The organism is Verrucosispora sp. WMMA2121 (assembly GCF_027460185.1).
Lineage (GTDB): Bacteria > Actinomycetota > Actinomycetes > Mycobacteriales > Micromonosporaceae > Micromonospora > Micromonospora palythoicola.
In genome coordinates, this window is sequence record NZ_JAPZBH010000006.1 from 1,554,750 (window position 1) to 1,572,557 (window position 17,808).

Consider the following 17,808-nt stretch of genomic DNA (forward strand, 5'->3'; position numbering starts at 1 on the left):
ACTATCGGCCACGGCCCTGACTCGGCGGGTGAGGACCGGAAGACGCGCCGCCCGCCGGACCGGTTCTGCCGGTTACCGGTGGCGTCCCGGTCAGGTCGGCGGACCGCCGGTGGTCGGCCCGCCCGGACCGGGGCGACGGGCCGACCGACGGGGGTCGACGCCGGCAGGTCGACACCCGGCGGGCCGATGCTGGTGCCGGCAGGTCAGGGCCCGCCCGACGGGTCGCCGGTGGTGATCGGCGCGTCGGGTCCGGCCCTGGGCAGTCCGTCGGCGGGGCTGCGGGCGACCGCCGGCACCGGTACCTCACGGGTCGGCGACGGCTCCCGGGCCGGCGCCAGGCGCCAGGTGTCCCGGCTGGCGGTCTTCGCGGCGTACAACGCCTCGTCCGCCGCCGCCAGCACCTGCGGGCCGGTGTCGGCGTGGTCGGGAAAGACGGCGATGCCGACGGAGACGGTCACCGGGATCAGCTCGCGGACACCGGCGTGCCCCACCACGGTCACCGGGGTGTCGCGAACGGCCGCGCCGAGCCGCTCGGCGACGGTTGCCGCGCCACGGGCGTCGGTCTCCGGTAGCAGCACCACGAACTCCTCGCCACCCCGCCGGAAGGCCAGGTCCACCTCGCGGATCTCGCCGCGTACCCGCCGGGCGAACTCGGCCAGCACGGTGTCCCCGGCCGCGTGCCCGTAGGTGTCGTTGACCCGCTTGAAGCGGTCCAGGTCGAGGGCGAGGACGCTGACCATGCGGCCGAACCGGCTGGCCCGTTCCACCTCCCGGCGCAGCGACTCGCGCAGGTACCGGTAGTTCCACAGCCCGGTCAGCGGGTCGGTGAGCGACAGTCGTTGCGCCTCCTCGTGTACGCGCACGTTGTCCACGGCGACCGCCGCGTGCCGGGCGAAGGTGCGCAGGGTGGCCAGGTCGTCGTCGTCGAACTCGTCGCCACCGAGGCGGTCGTAGAGCGCCAGCACGCCCAACACCACCTCCGGCGGCCGCCCCTGGGCGGCAGCCGCCGAGGCCACGCCCGAGACGTCGCCGCCGGTCGGGTCGGGCGCGGCGAACGGCACCGCGATGTACGTCCGGCAGCGCGGCTCGTCCGGGTCGACGCTCGCCGCTTCGGCCCGACCCCGACGGGGCTGACCGGTCGCCGCGACCGCGCCGACCACCCCGCTGCCCAGCGGCACCCGCAGTGGCGCGGTGCCGGGCCCGCGCTCGTCGAGCCCCTCGCTGCACCGGGCGACAAGGTGCTCACCCTGGTCGGTGAGGAGTACCGCCCCCGCGCGGGCCCCGGTCGCGGCGAGCGCGCTGTGCAGGATCACCCGCAGGATCCGGGGCAGGTCGTGGGTACTGGCCAGGGTGTCACCGAGCACCGCGAGGTGCCCGCGCAACTGGTCCCGGCTGCTGGTCAGCGCCGCCAGGTAGCCGCCCGTCTCGCGGGTCATCCGATTGAAGGCGACGGCCAGCCGGCCGATCTCGTCGCGGCTGCGTACCGGCACCCGGGCGGTGAGATCGCCGGTGGCGACCCGGTCCGCCGCACCGGCCAGTTCCACGAGTGGCCGAGTGGTGACCCGGGCCAGCCGCCAGGCGGCTGCCACGCCCAGCAGGGCGGCCATCAGCACCACCGCGACCAGCACCGCGTGCAGCCCGGGTGGCTGGTCACTGGGTACCGAGAGCACCAGGGGCAGCGGCTGGCCGACGGTCGGGCCGGCGCGACGTACGTACCGGCCGTCGGTGGTGCCGGCGACGTGCTCGTCGCGCAGCGAGGCCGCGGCGGCGAGCACCGCGTCCCGACCGTTGCCGGATTCGGTGGTGTGCGCCACCTGCACCGGCGCGGCCCCGTCGAGCAGGGTCACCGCCACCCCGGTCACCGCGGCGAGCCGCGCGACGAAGGCCGGGTCGACCGGCTGGGCGGCGGCCACCGTACCCAGCGACGTGCCGGCGGCGTCGCGTAGCTGCACCCGCGCCACCAGGGCGTTCGCCCCTCCGCCGGGCGCGGCCTGCGCGGTGCAGTCCCGCCAGGGTGCCGGGGGCGGATCCGGCGTGGCGTAGCCGACCCGACCGGCCACGTCGGTGACGAGCACCGCGGTGGCCAGGCCCCGGCTGACCACCTGCGCCGCCGCCGCGGCGTGGTCAGCGGTGACGGCGACCGCGTCGGCTGCGGCGCGTAGCTGCTGGCATAGGGCGTCGACCGAGGTACGTACGGCCGTGGCGGCCACCGCCAGCCGTTCGGTCGCACGACTGCGGTCGACCGCCGCTACGGTGGACGCGACGAAGACGGCACCGAGCAGGACCGGGCCGAACGCCACCGCCAGGAAGGCTGCGGTCAACCGCCCGCGTAGCGTCAACGCTTCCCCTTCCCCCCGGAAGTTGCGCGACCGTTGCCTGCGATGCTGACACAGAGCAACGGGTAGGCAAGCGTTGCGTGAGGAGTGTTGCGTGCCGGAATTTGCGGAAGGAGCGGAAGTGACGCATGACGCGAAGCGGGCCGCCCGGATCGAGTTGCTCGCCCGCCGCCGCGCCCGCACCGACGCTGAGCGCGCCACCGCCGCAGCACGCCTTCAGGACGAACTGGCGTCCCTGGTCAGCCGGCTGCGACCGGGCCGGACAGCCGCGTACGCCCCGGTCGGTGGGGAGCCGGGCGGGTCGGAGCTGCCGACGGTGCTCGCCGAGGCGCTGCCCGCCGGGGCGGACCTGTTGCTGCCGGTGCTGCGTGACGACCTCGACCTGGACTGGGCCGTCTGGGACGGGCCGCAGGCGATGGTCGCCGCCGGGCGGGGCATCCGCGAGCCGACCGGCCCCCGGCTGGGGGTCACCGCCGTGGCCACCGCCGACCTGGTGGTGGTGCCCGCCCTGGCCGTGGACCGACGAGGGATCCGCCTGGGACGCGGCGGCGGGTCGTACGACCGCGCCCTGGCGCGGGTACCGGCAACCGTCCTCACGGTGGTGCCGCTGTACGACGGTGAACTGCTTTCCGAGGTGCCGGCCGAACCACACGACCTGCCGGTACGGGCGGTGGTCACGCCGACCGGCGGCCTGCTGACCCTCGCGGGTGTCGTGCCCCACACTTCCGCTGGACGAACCGGGGGGCGATGACGCACCATTGGCACTCGAATACGTCGAGTGCCAATTCGGCCGTGCCAGATCCGGAGGGGAACGTGCCCACGTACCAGTACGCCTGCACCGCGTGCGGTCACCAGCTCGAGGCGGTGCAGTCCTTCTCTGACGAGCCGCTGACCGACTGCCCGGCGTGCGAGGGACGACTGCGCAAGCTGTTCAACTCGGTCGGCATCGTCTTCAAGGGCTCGGGCTTCTACCGCACAGACTCCCGCTCCTCCGGCTCGGACACCACGTCGAACGGTTCCGGCGGCAAGTCGGAGTCCTCGTCGTCCGGCTCCAAATCCGCTGACTCCGCGAGTTCCTCGTCGAACGGCTCCGCGTCGTCCGCGTCCGGCTCCGGCTCGTCCGGCTCCGGCAACGGGTCGTCCGGTGGTTCATCGGGAGGATCCTCCGGTGGAGCGAGCAAGGCGACGGCCACGGCCAGCCCCTCCTGACCGTCGGCACGCCCCCGGCTGCGGTGCTGACCGAGTGACTGCAGCGCTGACCGGCAAGCTGGGGTGACCGGCAAGCTGCGGTGCCGGCCGGCAAGGGCACCCCGTCAAGGAGCACCTCTGCCGGGCAGCACGGCTGCTGGCGGGCGGGCCCGACGCAGCAGGGGCGTCGGCGGGCACGCTGACGGGCGCCTGCCGGGCTCAGTCCCAGTGTGGCGGGCGCTCGGCGAGCAGCCGGTCGTCGTTGTCGCCGGCACGCTCGCCCCACCCGTGGTCGGTGTCGTCCGCGGTCTGCTCCGGCAGCACCACGAAGTCGTCGGTCAACTCGACCGCGCGATCGTCCTCACCCCGCCAATCGCTCACGAACGACAACATTAACCCTCTGCCCCACGCAGTCAACGCAGCAACTTCGGGGATCGTGCTGGGTCTCGCGCGACGGAGGCAGCACCATCCCCGAAGTTGCTCGTATCGACCGCCACAGGCGCGGCCTGGCGGAGCGGCGACGAGGTGATTGGTAGCGTCGGACAGCGTGACGATGCCCCCATCCGGTTCGGATCCGGACGATGCCTGGCGCCGGCCCGACTCCGGCGACGGGCGCTCCGGCGGCCCTCCCGCGGAGCGCGTTCCGGCGGCGGCCGATGCGAGTCACCCCCCGGACCCGTCGGTACCCGCCCCCGTTCCCGACGCGAGCCCGACCCCGAGCGACACCTCACCCCCGAGCGACACCTCACCCCCGAGCGACACCTCACCCCCGAGCGACACCTCACCCCCAAGCGACATGCCGGGCCCGAGCGGCATGCCGGGCCCGAGCGGCCTCCCCGGCCCGAGCGGTGGCCCCGGCCCGAGCTCCGGGAATGTCGCTTCCGGTGGGGCGAGCGGCTACAGCGGGCCGCCACCCACCACCGCTCCACCGCCCGGTTGGCGTCCCCCGGTGCACCTGCAGGCAGCACCGCCCCGCCGGCTGCCGCCTCAGGACATGGCCAGCCTGGACGCGCAGGAGCAGCGGGCGCAGCGGGTCACCTGGGCCGTCGGCGCGGTCGCCGGAGCCGTGCTGGTGGTGCTGACCTGTCTGCTCTGCACCCGGCTGCTGTTCTGAGCGGGCACCCGGGCGCGGCGGTGGGCGTACCCGCTCACGGCGGCCGTGGCCGGCCTACTCGTACGTGGTGCCCCAGACCATCTCGGCACCCGAGTGGCCGCTGAGCCAGACGTAGACCAGGGCCGCGACGCCCAGCCCCAGCACCACGACTGACAACACCGCCGGCACCCAGCCGGGCAGCTTCGGCACCCGGGCATGGCCGCTCGTGGCGACCAGCAGCAGGATGACCGCCAGACCGAGCCCCAGCGTGACGCGGAACAGCACCTCGCCGTGTGCCGCATGCTCGTTGATCTTGTCGAGGATCTCGCCCGAGAAGCCCCGCGCGATCTGCCGGGCCTGCAACGCCTCACCGGACTCCGTGGCGACCCACGCGGTGATCGGCGCGACCACCGCCAGGACCGCCACCGCCCAGTCCAGTCGGGCGCGGAACCGGGGCAGCACGATGTACGCGAGGGCGAGCAGCACCAGCAGCGGCACGAACACGACGACGGCGTGCACGACCAGTACGTGTAGGGGCAGGCCCAGCGCCTTCTCGAACATCGGCACCTCCGAGGGTGATCGTGGATGTCAGCGTACGGGCCCGTGCTTGATCCGCCCAACGCCCTGTTGCTCCACACGCAGACCCGACCGCACGGGTTCACCTCGGTTCGCGTGGCACCCTTGACAGGTGGAAACCGTCGACGTCGGCCTGTTCGGTCCCGCCTCGGTCACCTGGAAGCTGCACCAGGAGCCGATCCTGTTCGTCGCCGGCCTGCGCTCGCTCTACCTCCAGGCGCTGCACCCACGGGCCATGGCCGGGGTGGCGCAGAACAGCAACTACCGCCAGGACGCCTGGGGGCGTCTGATCCGTACCGCCGACTACGTGGGTACCACCGTCTACGGCACCACCGATGAGGCGGAGCGGGCCGGCCGGCGGCTGCGTCGGCGGCACGCCCGGATGACCGCGGTCGACCCCGGCACCGGCGAACGGTTCCGGATCGACGAACCGGACCTGCTCCGCTGGGTCCACGTCACCGAGGTGGAGTCGTTCCTCGACACGGCGCGGCGGGCCGGCGTACCGCTGGACGCCGACGAGGTGGACCGCTACTACACCGAGCAGCGGCGGACCGCCGCCCTCGTCGGGCTGGCGCCCGAGACCGTGCCCGGCACCGCCGCCGAGGTGGCCGACTACTACCGGCGGGTCCGGCCAGAGCTGCGGATGACCCGGGAGGCCGCCGAGACCGCCCTGTTCCTGACCGCGCCACCCCTGCCCTGGAAGCTCAGCCTGCCGGCCCGGATCGGGCTGAACCTCGGCCCGCCCCGGTGGGCGTACCTGGGCATCGCCGGCACCGCGCTCGCCCTGCTGCCACCGTGGGCCCGACGGCTGTACGGCGGACTGGGCCTGCCGACCACCGCGCTGTCGGCCGACGTGACGGTACGCGCGCTGCGGCTCGCGCTCACCGCCCTGCCCCGCGACTGGCGGGAGGGCCCGGTGCAGCGCGCCGCCAAGGAACGCGCGGCGCGGCTGACCGCTGCTTCCTCCGCCACCTGACGCACGGCGCGAGGTCGGTCGCGGATCAGTCCTCCGTCGTCGGCGCGGCGAAGCGTTCCACCGCGGCCCATGGCTCCTTGCCCGGCAGGGCCGAACCGGTGGGGCAGGTGCGCCGGTAGTCGCACCAGGCGCAGCGCGGGCCGGGGGCGGTCGGAAAGACGTCGTCCGGATCGGCGCCGTCGGCCACCGACCGCTCGGCGGCGATGATGTCGCGGGCGGTCTCCTCCGCGCGGCTCACCTGCCGGGCCAGCGACTCGACACTGTGCTCGTGCGCGGCGACGGTGCCGCTCGGCAGATGGTGCAACTCGACCCGGCGGCACGGCCGGCGGAACACCTGCTCGGCCGCGTACGCGTACAGCGCCAGCGCCTGCGAACCGCGCGCGTCGTCGCCGTCCAACCCGGAGCGACCGGTCTTGTAGTCGACGATGACCAACTCGGGCCCCTGCGGGCCGGGCCGCGAGTCGATCCGGTCGGCACGGCCGTTGAAGGCCAGCACCCCGGTCTTCACCGCCACCACCCGCTCCACCCCGACCGGCTCGTCGGCCGGGTCCAGCCCGGCGACGTACGCCTCCAGCCAGCCGAGGGCCCGCCGGTAGGACTCGCGCTCCTGCTCGTCGTCGCGGTAGCCCTCGCGCACCCAGGTGCTCTTGAGCAGGGTCGGCAGCACCTCCGGGCGGCGTCGGTCGGTGGGCAGCGCGTACCAGTTCTTCAGGGCGGTGTGCACGCTGGCGCCGAGCGAGTTGTGCGCCCAGGGCGGGCCCTTCGGCGGCGCCGGGCGATCGACGTAGGAGTAGCGGTAACGCCGCGGACAGTCGGCGTAGGCACCCAGGCGGCTCGGGGTGCAGACGAACAGCCGCTCCGGCATGCCCTCGAAGCCGAGCTGCTCGGGCTGCGCGTCGCGGGGCCGGGGCGGGCGGCCACCGGCGGCGGGTCGTCCGGCTGGAGAGGCTCGTCGCACCACCTGATCCTGCCATCCACCCCCGACAGACCGGGCGACCCGGTCAGCCGGCACCGTTGTACTGCGCCACGAACGCCGCGATCGCGTCCGCGATGAGCTGTACGGCGATCGCCGCCAGCAGCAGGCCGGCGATCCGGGTGAGCACCTCGATGCCGCCGGGGCGTAGCACCTTCACGATGCCGCCGGAGAACCGCAGCACGATCCAGACGGTGAGCATCACCGCGACGATGGCGGCGGCGATCGCGGCGAAGTCGGCGGGTCCGTCGCCCTGCTGGACGAAGAGCATCGTCGCCACGATCGCGCCGGGCCCGGCCAGCAGCGGCGTGCCCAGCGGCACCAGGGCGATGTTGGCGGTGGCCTGCTTGGTCGGGTCGTCGGTCTTGCCGGTCAGCAGTTCCAGCGCGACCAGGATCAGCAGCAACCCACCGGCCGCCTGCAACGCGGGCAGGTCGACGTGCAGGTAGGCCAGCAGCGTCTGTCCTGCCACCGCGAAGATCACGATCACGCCCAGCGCCAGCGCGACCGCCTGCCAGGCGGCCCGGTTGCGCTCCCGCGCGGACAGCGGGCCGGTCAACGCCAGAAAGATCGGCATCATGCCGGGCGGGTCGACGATCACCAGCAGGGTCACGAAGACCTCGCCGAAGAGCTTGAGATCCACCCGGTCACCGTAGCCGTGCCGGTCGGCGTCGAAACCCAGGTCAGCCCGAAGCGACCTCGGTCACCCCGGAGGATGCCGCGACGATCCGCTCGTACGCGTCGACACCGGTGGTGAAAGCACCGAGCCGAACCGTCTTGTGACTGCCGTGAAAGTCCGAGGAGCCGGTCACCAGCAGACCCAGCTCGGCCGCGAGACCGCGTACGTGGGCCCGCTCGCTTGGTGAATGGTCCTCGTGGTCGGCCTCCAGGCCGACCAGTCCAGCCGCGGCCAGCTCGGCGATCAGCTCGTCCGGCACGATCCGGCCGCGCCGGCTGGCCCGGGGATGGGCGAACACCGGCACGCCGCCGGCCGCCCGGATCAGCCGGACGGCCCGGAACACGTCGATGTCCTCCTTGGGCAGCCGGTACCGCCGCCCAAGCCAGTCCGGCCCGAACGCCTCGGTGGTGGTGGCAACGAGCCCGGCCCGGATGAGCGCCTGAGCGATGTGCGGCCGGCCCACCGTCCCGCCGCCGGCCAGAGCCAGGATCTCCGGCCAGTGCACGTCGACGCCGTCGGCACGCAGCAGGTCCACGGTGCGTTCGCCCCGGGCCAACCGCGCCGCCCGCACCCTGGTCAGCTCGGCCACCAGGTCCGGATCCGTCGGGTCGAAGAGGTACGCCAGCAGATGCAGCGGCACCGGAGGCTGTTCACCGTCCCACCGGCAGGAAAGCTCCGCGCCACGGACCAGCCGCAGCCCGGTCGGCAGGGCACGCAGTGCCGGTTCCCAGCCGTCGGTGGTGTCGTGGTCCGTGATCGCCACCACGTCCAGTCCGGCCGTCGCGGCGGCGCGCATCAGCTCGGCCGGGCGGAGAGTGCCGTCACTGGCCGTGGAGTGCGTGTGCAGATCGATCCGGGAGGTCATCGCCCGCGGTCACCGGTCGCCCGGTCAGCCACCGCTCACCACCACCGGTAGCTCACCGGCGGGCAGGCCGGGCAGGGCGGTCGGTGCGGCGGGACGGCCCGCGACGACCCGGTCGACGGCCACCCGCACCAGGCCACCGGCGGCGTCGGCGTAGTAGGCCGTGTCGGGGTTGCGCCAGACCACGGTGCCGGTCATCGGCGGTCCCGCCGGCCGTACGGCGGTGGGCAGGTCGAACATGGCCAGGTCCACCAGCAGCGCCGAGTCCACCCCCGCCGACCGCCCGTTGACCAGCAGCCAGCGTCCGTCGGGCGACACCGCACCTCGGCCGTCACCGGCCGTCTCCGGCCCACAGTCCGGCTGGCTGGGTGCCAGATCCCGGGCCGGGTCGAGCAGGGTCAGGCAGGTGGGCAGCCCGACGCCCGGAGTGGTCCCGCCGACCAGGCGTCCGTCGGGCAGCGCGCCGAAGATGTCGGTGCTGGCTCGGTCCCCGCCCAGGTCCAGCTGACCAGGTTGCAGGGTCCACAGCACGTGCCCGGGGCGATCGGGCGCCAACCTGACCAGCACCGCCCCGTTGACGAACCGCAGCGGCACCGCCTCGGCCGGTGCCTCGGCCCGTACGGTGCTGGCGAGTTCACCGTTGACGATCCCGGCGCCGGCCAGCACCGTGCCCTGCTTCCAGGCGACCTGCCGGCCGTCCGCGTCCAGGACGATCTCGTCAGCACCGGCCAGCAGCACCTGCGCGGTGCCATCCGCGGCCACCGCCCAGAGGAACCGCCCGGCCAGGGTCGGTGCCCCGACCGCCAACCAGCCACGGCCGTCCGTTAGCCGGTGTACCCGTTCCACCTCGCCGATGCCGAGCAGCGGCACCCGTCGACCCTGCGCGGTGGCGATCGAGCCGTCGATCAGCAGGTCGACCTCGGCGATCGGGGCCGCGGTGTCCGGCCCGGGTGGTGCGGTGACGCGCTCGACGAGCGGCCGCTGGTCCGGGTCGCCGATCACCACCGTCCCGCCCGCCGGCGGCCGGTTGTCGCGCAGGTGCAGGCTGCCCGCGCTGACCGCCACGACCACCAGCACGGCCACGCTCATCCCGGCCAGGGTGCGGCGACGTTGGATCCGGTCGGCCCGGCGGATCGCCGCACCGGCCGGGTCGGCGGCGACCGCGCGCGTCACGGCCGCCCGCCTGGACAGCATCTCCCGGAGGGCGCCTTCCAACTCGTCGGACGACACGTCCAATTGACGATCCGGGAACCGGCTCTGGTTGTCATGAGCTGCCGGTTTCCGCATCACCACCGCTCTCCGACCAGCGCGTCGGGCTGCGCTGCCGCCGGTCCGGGCTGAGCTGCCGCCGGTCCGGGCGCCGTCGGCGGGACGTCACGTCCGTCGGCCGCCGCAGCGGCGGGTGTGCCGCGCGAGGAGATCCGGTCGGGCGAGGCCGTCGCACCGGTACCGGCGCCACGGGCCGGTACCACCCCGCCGGCGGGCCGGCGCTGGGCGGCCCGCACGGGGCGCTCAGCGTCCTCCGGTTGCGGACTTCCGGGCCCGGTCCGGTCAGCCGGCTGACCGGTCGGCTCCGGCCTGCCGGCACGCAGGCCGAAGGGTTCCTCCGCGCCGATTCGTCGGCGCAACGTGGCCAGTGCCCGGGAGGTCTGGCTCTTCACGGTGCCCGGCGAGATCTCGAGCATCGCGGCGGTCTGTGCCTCCGACATGTCCTCGTAGAAGCGCAGCACCAGCACCGCGCGCTGCCGGGCGGGCAGGGCCCTCAGATGCCGCCAGAGCACGTCCCGGTCCAGCTGGCGTTCGAGCTCGTCCGCCGCGGCATGCTCGGGCAGTACCTCGGTCGGACGCTCACCGTGCCAGCGACGCCGCCACCAACTCGTCGAGGTGTTGACCATGACACGCCGGGTGTAGGGCTCGATCGCCTCGATCCCACCCAGCCGCTTCCACGCCAGGTACGTCTTGGTCAGCGCGGTCTGGAGAAGATCCTCGGCCGTGCCCCAGTCGCCGGTGAGCAGGTACGCGGTCCGCAGCAGAGCACCGGAGCGGGCCGCGACGAAATCGCGGAACTCCTCCTCCAGCGGGTTGCTGCTGGCCACACACCACCTCCGTGCCTGATCCTGCCGCAGCCTGCCACAGCGGGACCAGCGGGTCGAGGACGAAAGGTGCGCAATATCTCCGATGTTCGGACAAGAAGTTTCAGGCGCCGTCGTCGGCCTTCGCCTCGTCCTGTTCCTTGCCCAGCCGGGCCTCGACCGCCTGCGGCTCGTACATCTCCTCGACGACGCGCAGATAGAGTTCGTTGGGGTTGGGCAGGTTCTTGACCTCGCGCAGCGCCTGCTCCTGGCCGGCGGACTCCAGCACGAAGGTGCCGTAGTTGAGCGCCCGGCCCGCCGGCGTCTGCTCGTACTTCATGTCGGTCACCCGGACCAGGGGCATCATCGCCACCCGCCGGGTGATGATCCCGTTGACCACCATGACCCGCTTGTTGGTCAGGATGAAGCGGTCATACCACCAGTCGGCGACCCGCCACGCCACCCAGCCCATCACCGCGAACCAGAGCAGCACCGCGATCGTGGTGAGCGCGCCGACGTCCTGACCGGCGAGGAAGCCGGAGAGATAGCCGAGCACGAAGGTCGCGGCGACGCCGACGATGATCGGGGTGGCGAGGTGGACCCAGTGCCGCTTCCATTCGCCCCGGTACCGCTCGGTCGGAAACAGGTATCGGGCCACCAACGAGCTGGGCTCGTCCTCCAGCGGCAGCACCCGACGCGGGGTGCCACCGCTGGCGTCGGCGCGTAGGCCGGCCAGCTCCTCCTCGGAGATCTCCGGGTGGAGGTAACCGGCCTCCGGATCGCGCACCCAGGCCCGCCCCGACCGGCCTTCGCCGGCGTACCCCGGGCCGTCGCCGTAGCCGACGTCGTCGGAGAAGGACGGACCGTCGGAGAGGCGAGGGCCGGCGCCGTAGCCCGGCCCGTCGTCGGGATCGATTCGAGGGATCGGCTCTGTGTCGCGTTCCCGGCGGGCCCGGTCGGGATCGTCGGGATCGAAGGGCGGGCCGGAGGGGCTTCCCATCGGAGGCTAGGCGACCAGTGAGGTGAAGAAGTCGCCGAAGCCCTGGGCGATGTCCATGATGCCGCCGCCCAGCGACTTGAACACGTCCGCGGCGGAATTTGGCCGGTAGGCGACGAAGAAGATCAAGAATGCGATTCCGGCCCAGGTGAGGACCTTCTTGACCATGGCGGGCCATCCTCTCGCGCGGCGCCGGGTCCCATTACCGCAGCGGCACCCAGAGTATCAGCGTGGTGTCTTACCGTGAATATCTGCGTCCGTTCTCCGACATTCCGGGAGACTTGTCAAGCCTTCCCGTGCAGGTACGGAGATGGAGCGCCGTACACGAGCTCGGACGGCGTCCACTCGACCAGGTCGTGCAGCAGCACGTCCTCCGCGAGCAGATGCCCCGCACTCGCCGGCCAGGCTATCGCATAGAGCCACATTCCCCGAGCCTCGCCGGCGTACGCGCTTCGATCCGGCAGCGAGTTCACCAGCCACAGTGGAGTCGGGTGACCGGCCACCCTGATCCCGGCGCGTCCGACATGGCCGGGATGCCCCGGGCCGGGGTCGGTCAGCGCCTCGACCAGTTCCGGTCCGGCGTCGGGCCCGGGCACTCCGGCGTACCGCGCGCCCAGCCCCACGCCGGGCTCCTCCGCCACGAAGACCAGGTCCGCCGGGCCACCACCCAACGGTGCCGGCCCGGCGCAGGCGACCACCGTGGCCCGCACTCCGAGCCGATCGTCGCCGGCCCACGCCACGCCGGTCGTGGTCCAGCCCGGCGGCAGCGGCCACGGACACCACAGCGGAACCGCCGGCTGCTGCGGCCCGGCGGCGGCCCGGATGTGGTCGACCACGCTGGCCACGATCTCCGCGCCGATGTGCTCGGGCACGTGCAGGGGCGCGACCGGCCCACAGTCGGGGCAGCGGGATTCCGGGTGCATCAGATCCGGCGACCGGACCGACCCCCCGCATCTGGGACAACTCACCGCAACCGTCACCACTCCACCGTCACCCCCCAACCGCCCCCCGTCAACCCCCTCCCCCGCTCCCCACCCCCGTCCCCCACCTTCGCGATCATGAAGTTGTCATCTCGCTCCTCGGCGTGTCGCGACAACAACTTCATGGTCAACAGCGGTGGAGGGTGGGGTCAGGTCGGAGGTGGGCCGGCGTGGGCGCGGATCCAGGCGTGCATGGCGATGCCGCTCGCCACCCCGGCGTTGATCGAGCGGGTCGAGCCGTACTGGGCGATCGAGAAGACCTGGTCGCATGCGGAACGGGCGGCCTCGGAGAGCCCCGGACCCTCCTGACCGAACAACAGGACGCACCACCGGGGCAGCGTGCTGGTCTCCAGTGGCCGACAGCCGGGCAGGTTGTCGATGCCGACCAGCGGCAGCTCGTGCTCCGCCGCCCAGACGATCAACTGGTCGATCGTCTCGTGGTGGCGTACGTGCTGGTAGCGATCGGTGACCATCGCGCCGCGGCGGTTCCAGCGCCGTCGGCCCACGATGTGCACCTCGGCCGCGAGGAACGCGTTGGCGTTGCGGACCACCGTGCCGATGTTGAGGTCGTGCTGCCAGTTCTCGATCGCCACGTGGAAGTCGTGCCGCCGCCGGTCCAGGTCGGCGACGACGGCCTCACGTCGCCAGTAGCGATAGCGGTCGACCACGTTGCGCCGATCCCCCGCGGCGAGCAGCTCCGGGTCGTAGCGGGGGTCCTCCGGCGGGTCGCCGGGCCAGGGCCCCACGCCGACGTCGAGCTGCTCACCGGTCACGGTCACGCAGGTTACGCCCCGCCGCCCGGAGCACCTCCCACCGCCCGGAGCACCGGAAGTCACGCGGAGCACCGGGAGCCACGCGGACCGCCCGCACACCGCCGGCGGCGGACCGCTGTCACCGTCGGGCGGCCGGTCAGCGCACCGGTCAGCGCGGGCATGGGCACCGGTCAGCGCAGGGCGAGGGCGCCGCCGAGCCGGTCGAGGAACCGACGGTCGGCGGGTGCCAGCACACCGCCGGGCACGGCGGAGGACGCGGTACGACAGACGCGGGCGGCCACCGACTGCACCCACTGCCGGTAGGCGGCCGAGTCGGCGGGATCGGCATGCCGAGCCAGTACCCGCACGACGGCCCGGCAGGCGGCGAGCACGTCCACCAGATCGGTGAGCGGCGCCGCCGGCCGGGACGGCCCGTCGTGCCGGGCGTAGATCGCGGCCACCACCGCCCGGACCAGATCGCTGTCGAAGGCTCGTCCGGCCGCCACCGCGTCCAGTCCGGCCAGACCCGCCGCCACGCTCCGGGGCGGACGCCCCGGGCCGGGTTGGGCGGCGGCCACGATCACCCGCCCGGGCAGACCGGTGAGCAGGTCCCACTCGGTGGCGGAATAGGCGGTGGCGGTGGTGATTCGCTCGCTCATGGCGGGACCTCCGGCGCCAGCATATTCGCCCGGGACGGGGACCGAACCCCTACGGCGGGAACCCGCCGCGGCGTGCCACCGCCTCCCCGCCGGCCGCGATCGACCGGCCGCGACGGGTCCAGGCTCGGGACGTCACCACCCGGGTCAGCGCGGTTCGGGGAAGCTGGGCCGCTCGGGGTCGACGCCGTCGGGAACGGCCGCCGCCGCGTACTCCCGTTTGGGGACCATCACCTTGCGCCGGAAGACGCAGACCAGCGTGCCGTCCTGGTTGTAGCCGCGCGTCTCCACCGCCACCACGCCACGATCCGGTTTGGAGGCGGACTCCCGCTTGTCCAGCACGGTGGTCTCGCCGTAGATCGTGTCGCCGTGGAAGGTGGGTGCGACGTGCCGCAACGACTCGATCTCCAGGTTCGCGATGGCCTTGCCACTGACGTCCGGCACCGACATGCCGAGCAGGAGCGAGTAGATGTAGTTGCCGACCACGACGTTGCGCCCGAACTGACTCGCGGTCTCGGCGTAGTGCGCGTCCAGGTGCAGCGGATGATGGTTCATGGTGAGCAGGCAGAACAGGTGGTCGTCGTACTCGGTGACCGTCTTGCCCGGCCAGTGCCGGTAGACCGCGCCGACCTCGAACTCCTCGTAGTAGCGGCCGAACTGCATCCTGGTCTCCCTCGACGGAGGCGGCGGAGTTCGGCACAGCATGCCTTATCGAGGGTTAAGGCGAAGCCGGGGGCGCGACGGGCGGCGGAATGTCACACCGGCCGAGACCGATAGGCACCGGAGCGGGTGGGGCCGGCGCGGCTGGACCGAGGCCGGACGCAATGAGCGGCGGGGCCCTCCCCGGCACCCGCCGCCCACGCTCTGATGCTTCAAGATTCTGCCGTACGCCCGTCCTGTCGCACAGAGACCGAGGTCACATTTATCTTTTTGTTACATTACTCTGAGTGACATATCATCGGCCAAAAAGCGATCTCTGCAGGTCGAATCGCTGCTAGTCAGCGCCAAAGTTACCGCTTCGTACCCGGTCAGAGCGTTGATCTCACTGGAAACGCTCCCATTACGGGCGGTCACGCAAATGCGACATGCATGTGCGATCTGCGGACGCCCCCGGAGGCCGACGGCGATCGATGCGGACAAACACCCCATCCGGACTGCGACCAGGGTTACGGTGGCACCACGACGGGAATGCGAAGGGGGACGCCCGAGTTCCACCAGACGTAGCTGTTCCGCGTGATCGGAGAGACTCACATGGCAACCGTCGAGCTGACCACGGCCAACTTCGACCAGGTGACCGAAGGCGACGGCATCGTGCTGGTCGACTTCTGGGCCGACTGGTGCGGTCCCTGCAAGCGGTTCGCTCCGGTCTACGAGCGATCGTCGGACAAGCACGCGGACATCACCTTCGGCAAGGTGGACACGGAGGCGCAGCAGGAACTCGCCGCCAAGTTCGACATCCGGTCCATCCCGACCATCATGGCGATCCGCGACGGCGTGATCGTCTTCGCCCAGCCGGGCGCGCTACCGGAGTCGGCTCTGGAGAACCTCATCGAGCAGGTTCAGGCGCTCGACATGGACGACGTGCGCAAGAAGCTGGCCGAGCACAAGCACTGATCTCATCTCGGCACGCGGGCCGGGCCCCGATCGGGCCCGGCCAGCGGCGTCTGCGCCACCTGTCCGCTCGCCGGACCCGTCACAGCTGGGACACGGCCCGCCGATCAGGCCACTGCAACGCACGCCGGTGCCGTATCTTCGGCATCCGATGGATGCGTTGACGAGCCGCGGCCGTACGGTCCGGGTGGCGGTGACGGCACTCGGCCTCGCCGTCCTGCTCGCCGGCACGGCCTGGGGCGCCGACGACCACTTCCCGTTCGGCCCCTTCCGGATGTACTCCACCTCCGATCCGGCCGACGCGGACGCACCGGACACCCGGGTGGAAGGGGTCGACCGCAACGGCGACCTCGTCGACCTGGGCGAGGCGGCGACGGGCATCCGCCGGGCCGAGATCGAGGGCCAGCAGAGTCGGTACGTCGCCGACCCCAGCCGGTTGCGCGAGGTCGCCGAGGCGTACGGCCGACGCCACCCCGACGCACCGGGACTGGCCGAGGTCCGGATCGTGATCCGGTGGCACGACGTCACCGACCGCCGACCCACCGGCCGGTGGCTCGACGAGACCGTCGTCCGCTGGCAGGTCACCCCATGAGCCGCTGGCTCACCGAGGCGGTGCCGCGCGGTCGCGTCGCCGCGTTCCGCACGCTCGTCTACCTGTTCGTCGCCGCCGACCTGGTCGTCTTCACCCCCTGGGTACGCGACCGCGTCGACGTACCCGGCAACCTCTACCAACCGCTGTTCGTCGGGCGCGTACTGCCGCTACCCACCCCCACCGCGACGCTGGTGAGCGTGATCTTCTGGGCCCTGCTGCTGCTGGCCCTGCTCGCCGCGACCGGACGCGCTCACCGGCTGCTCGGCTGGACGGTCTTCGCGCTCTACCTGGAGTGGATGATCATCGCGATGAGCTACGGCAAGGTGGACCACGACCGGTTCGCCCTGCTCGTCGCTCTGGCCGTGCTGCCCACCGCCGGCCGCGCCCGGCACGGCGACCCGACCAGGACGGAGGCCGGCGGTTGGGCGCTGCGGGTCACCCAGATCTCGGTGATCTGCACCTACTTCCTGGCCGCCTGGGCCAAGTTCCGTTTCGGCGGCCTGGACTGGGCCACCGGCTCGGTGCTCGCGAAGGCGATCATCCGACGCGGCACCGACCTGGCGGATCTGATCGCGCAGGTGCCCCACCTGCTGCTCGTCGCCCAGTTCGGCATCCTCGCCTTCGAACTGCTCAGCCCGCTGGTCTTCGTGCTGCCCGAGCGCTGGCGGCTGGCCATGGTCGGCTTCTTCTACTCGTTCCACCTGGTGACGATCGCGACCATCACCATCTCGTTCGCCCCGCACCTGGTCGCCATGACCAGCTTCCTGCCGCTGGAGAAGGTACGCCCGCTCGTCGCAGTGCGACGGCTCCTCGCCCGCAGGTCACCGTCCGATCAGCGCGGGCTCGACTCGGATCCACTGGCCGACACCGCCACGCCCGCGAAGACACGACACGGTGGCCGCGAGCCGGTGCCGGACCCGACAGCGCCCTGACCGGCCCACGATCCGTGCTCGGCGCGCGAGCGGTAACGCACGGAACAGGCGGGCGGTCCGTCCTGGCGAGGTGTCAGCCGCCGGAGGGGCCGTAGAGGCGGTCCCGGGTCTCCTGGGGCAGCGAGCAGGCGGCCGTACCGCCGGGCATCCGGTGCCGGTTGCGGGCCACCCAGCGGTACACGGGCCAGGCGACGGCGCGTACCGGTGGGATCCGTAGCCCGGCCCCGGCGAGCCGCCACCCACGGCCGCTGCTGGCCAGCAGCGCCGCGATGGCGTCCGGGCCGGCGGCCCGGCTGCCGTCCGAGCCGACCCACTGCACCGCCTCCTCGCACTGCGCCTCGGTCAGGCCGAGCCGGTCGAGATCGGCGAACTGCCAGGGCACCACGCGGGCGTCGGTGGGAATCCGGCGCTCGATGAACTCCGCGCAGCGGGTGCAGAAGGCGCAGTCCCCGTCGTAGACGAAGGTCGACATGCCTTCATCCTCCCCCCAGCGTCGACCCACCCACACCCGGGTGTCCGGCGAGTCACTTGCA

Annotated in this window: 21 protein-coding genes and 2 pseudogenes; 7 read left to right on the forward strand and 16 right to left on the reverse strand. The window is 72.7% G+C overall.

The genetic code is table 11. The features are described from left to right. Position 1: 1 nt before the first annotated feature. Positions 2-2,339, reverse strand: a pseudogene (locus O7605_RS15995) (diguanylate cyclase). A gap of 118 nt (positions 2,340-2,457) precedes the next feature. Here O7605_RS15995 and O7605_RS16000 point away from each other — a divergent pair. Together O7605_RS16000 and O7605_RS16005 are read left to right on the forward strand one after the other, a co-directional pair. Next, positions 2,458-3,087, forward strand: coding sequence for a 5-formyltetrahydrofolate cyclo-ligase (locus O7605_RS16000; protein WP_269739926.1), 630 nt, complete (start codon positions 2,458-2,460; stop codon positions 3,085-3,087). Further along, a pseudogene (locus O7605_RS16005) lies at positions 3,084-3,290 on the forward strand (FmdB family zinc ribbon protein); the annotation flags it as partial. The gene O7605_RS16000 and the pseudogene O7605_RS16005, both read left to right, overlap by 4 nt. A 14-nt stretch (positions 3,291-3,304) precedes the next feature. On the opposite strand, the gene O7605_RS16010 reads toward O7605_RS16005, so the two are convergent. Both O7605_RS16010 and O7605_RS16015 read right to left on the reverse strand, forming a co-directional pair. Beyond that, positions 3,305-3,529: a hypothetical protein gene (locus tag O7605_RS16010; RefSeq protein WP_269742795.1), complete on the reverse strand. Its 225-nt coding sequence runs from the start codon at positions 3,527-3,529 to the stop codon at positions 3,305-3,307. Positions 3,530-3,743: 214 nt separating this feature from the next. Next, positions 3,744-3,905 carry a hypothetical protein gene (locus O7605_RS16015; RefSeq protein ID WP_269739927.1) on the reverse strand — a complete coding sequence of 54 codons (162 nt, stop codon included), beginning with the start codon at positions 3,903-3,905 and terminating at the stop codon, positions 3,744-3,746. A 568-nt stretch (positions 3,906-4,473) separates the two neighbouring features. Between O7605_RS16015 and O7605_RS31915 the strand changes: the two genes are divergently transcribed. Further along, positions 4,474-4,638, forward strand: a complete 165-nt coding sequence (locus O7605_RS31915) for a hypothetical protein (protein ID WP_332317132.1) — start codon at positions 4,474-4,476, stop codon at positions 4,636-4,638. Positions 4,639-4,692: 54 nt separating this feature from the next. Here O7605_RS31915 and O7605_RS16025 read toward each other — a convergent pair whose 3' ends face one another. Next, positions 4,693-5,178, reverse strand: a complete 486-nt coding sequence (locus O7605_RS16025; protein ID WP_269739929.1) for a DUF2231 domain-containing protein — start codon at positions 5,176-5,178, stop codon at positions 4,693-4,695. Between the two features lie 127 nt (positions 5,179-5,305). On the opposite strand from O7605_RS16025, the gene O7605_RS16030 reads away from it, so the two are divergent. Further along, positions 5,306-6,169 carry an oxygenase MpaB family protein gene (locus tag O7605_RS16030; RefSeq protein WP_269739930.1) on the forward strand — a complete coding sequence of 288 codons (864 nt, stop codon included), beginning with the start codon at positions 5,306-5,308 and terminating at the stop codon, positions 6,167-6,169. A 25-nt stretch (positions 6,170-6,194) separates the two neighbouring features. On the opposite strand, the gene O7605_RS16035 is transcribed toward O7605_RS16030, so the two are convergent. The 11 genes from O7605_RS16035 to O7605_RS16085 form a co-directional block, all read right to left on the reverse strand. Beyond that, positions 6,195-7,034: a RecB family exonuclease gene (locus O7605_RS16035; protein ID WP_443083987.1), complete on the reverse strand. Its 840-nt coding sequence runs from the start codon at positions 7,032-7,034 to the stop codon at positions 6,195-6,197. Positions 7,035-7,170: 136 nt separating this feature from the next. Beyond that, positions 7,171-7,785 carry a MarC family protein gene (locus O7605_RS16040; RefSeq protein WP_269739932.1) on the reverse strand — a complete coding sequence of 205 codons (615 nt, stop codon included), beginning with the start codon at positions 7,783-7,785 and terminating at the stop codon, positions 7,171-7,173. Positions 7,786-7,825: 40 nt separating this feature from the next. Further along, the gene (locus O7605_RS16045) at positions 7,826-8,686 is read right to left on the reverse strand and encodes a PHP domain-containing protein (RefSeq protein ID WP_269739933.1); all 861 of its coding nucleotides are present in this window, start codon (positions 8,684-8,686) and stop codon (positions 7,826-7,828) included. A 24-nt stretch (positions 8,687-8,710) separates the two neighbouring features. Next, positions 8,711-9,919 carry a hypothetical protein gene (locus O7605_RS16050; protein ID WP_269739934.1) on the reverse strand — a complete coding sequence of 403 codons (1,209 nt, stop codon included), beginning with the start codon at positions 9,917-9,919 and terminating at the stop codon, positions 8,711-8,713. A gap of 50 nt (positions 9,920-9,969) precedes the next feature. After that, positions 9,970-10,779 (reverse strand): SigE family RNA polymerase sigma factor, encoded by an 810-nt coding sequence (locus tag O7605_RS16055; protein ID WP_269739935.1) that lies wholly within the window; start codon positions 10,777-10,779, stop codon positions 9,970-9,972. A gap of 100 nt (positions 10,780-10,879) precedes the next feature. Then, positions 10,880-11,755, reverse strand: coding sequence for a PH domain-containing protein (locus O7605_RS16060; protein WP_269739936.1), 876 nt, complete (start codon positions 11,753-11,755; stop codon positions 10,880-10,882). A 6-nt stretch (positions 11,756-11,761) separates the two neighbouring features. Next, the gene (locus tag O7605_RS16065) at positions 11,762-11,920 is read right to left on the reverse strand and encodes a hypothetical protein (RefSeq protein ID WP_007455302.1); all 159 of its coding nucleotides are present in this window, start codon (positions 11,918-11,920) and stop codon (positions 11,762-11,764) included. 116 nt (positions 11,921-12,036) lie between these two features. Continuing rightward, positions 12,037-12,735, reverse strand: a complete 699-nt coding sequence (locus tag O7605_RS16070) for a DUF6758 family protein (protein WP_332317133.1) — start codon at positions 12,733-12,735, stop codon at positions 12,037-12,039. 146 nt (positions 12,736-12,881) lie between these two features. After that, positions 12,882-13,505 carry a TrmH family RNA methyltransferase gene (locus O7605_RS16075; RefSeq protein ID WP_269739938.1) on the reverse strand — a complete coding sequence of 208 codons (624 nt, stop codon included), beginning with the start codon at positions 13,503-13,505 and terminating at the stop codon, positions 12,882-12,884. Positions 13,506-13,675: 170 nt separating this feature from the next. Next, a complete protein-coding gene (locus O7605_RS16080) occupies positions 13,676-14,143 on the reverse strand; it encodes a hypothetical protein (RefSeq protein ID WP_269739939.1) in 468 nt (155 codons plus the stop codon). A gap of 144 nt (positions 14,144-14,287) precedes the next feature. Further along, positions 14,288-14,803, reverse strand: a complete 516-nt coding sequence (locus O7605_RS16085) for a MaoC family dehydratase (protein ID WP_269739940.1) — start codon at positions 14,801-14,803, stop codon at positions 14,288-14,290. Between the two features lie 588 nt (positions 14,804-15,391). Here O7605_RS16085 and trxA point away from each other — a divergent pair. The 3 genes from trxA to O7605_RS16100 all read left to right on the forward strand — a co-directional run bounded on the left by trxA (position 15,392) and on the right by O7605_RS16100 (position 17,275). Next, complete coding sequence (trxA, locus tag O7605_RS16090; RefSeq protein WP_269739941.1) at positions 15,392-15,754, forward strand: thioredoxin; 363 nt, start codon at positions 15,392-15,394, stop codon at positions 15,752-15,754. 148 nt (positions 15,755-15,902) lie between these two features. Further along, positions 15,903-16,343, forward strand: a complete 441-nt coding sequence (locus O7605_RS16095; RefSeq protein WP_269739942.1) for a hypothetical protein — start codon at positions 15,903-15,905, stop codon at positions 16,341-16,343. Then, complete coding sequence (locus O7605_RS16100; RefSeq protein ID WP_269739943.1) at positions 16,340-17,275, forward strand: HTTM domain-containing protein; 936 nt, start codon at positions 16,340-16,342, stop codon at positions 17,273-17,275. The genes O7605_RS16095 and O7605_RS16100 overlap by 4 nt, the downstream gene beginning before the upstream one ends. 73 nt (positions 17,276-17,348) lie before the next feature. On the opposite strand, the gene O7605_RS16105 is transcribed toward O7605_RS16100, so the two are convergent. Continuing rightward, positions 17,349-17,747, reverse strand: a complete 399-nt coding sequence (locus O7605_RS16105; protein WP_269739944.1) for a thiol-disulfide oxidoreductase DCC family protein — start codon at positions 17,745-17,747, stop codon at positions 17,349-17,351. Positions 17,748-17,808: the final 61 nt, after the last annotated feature.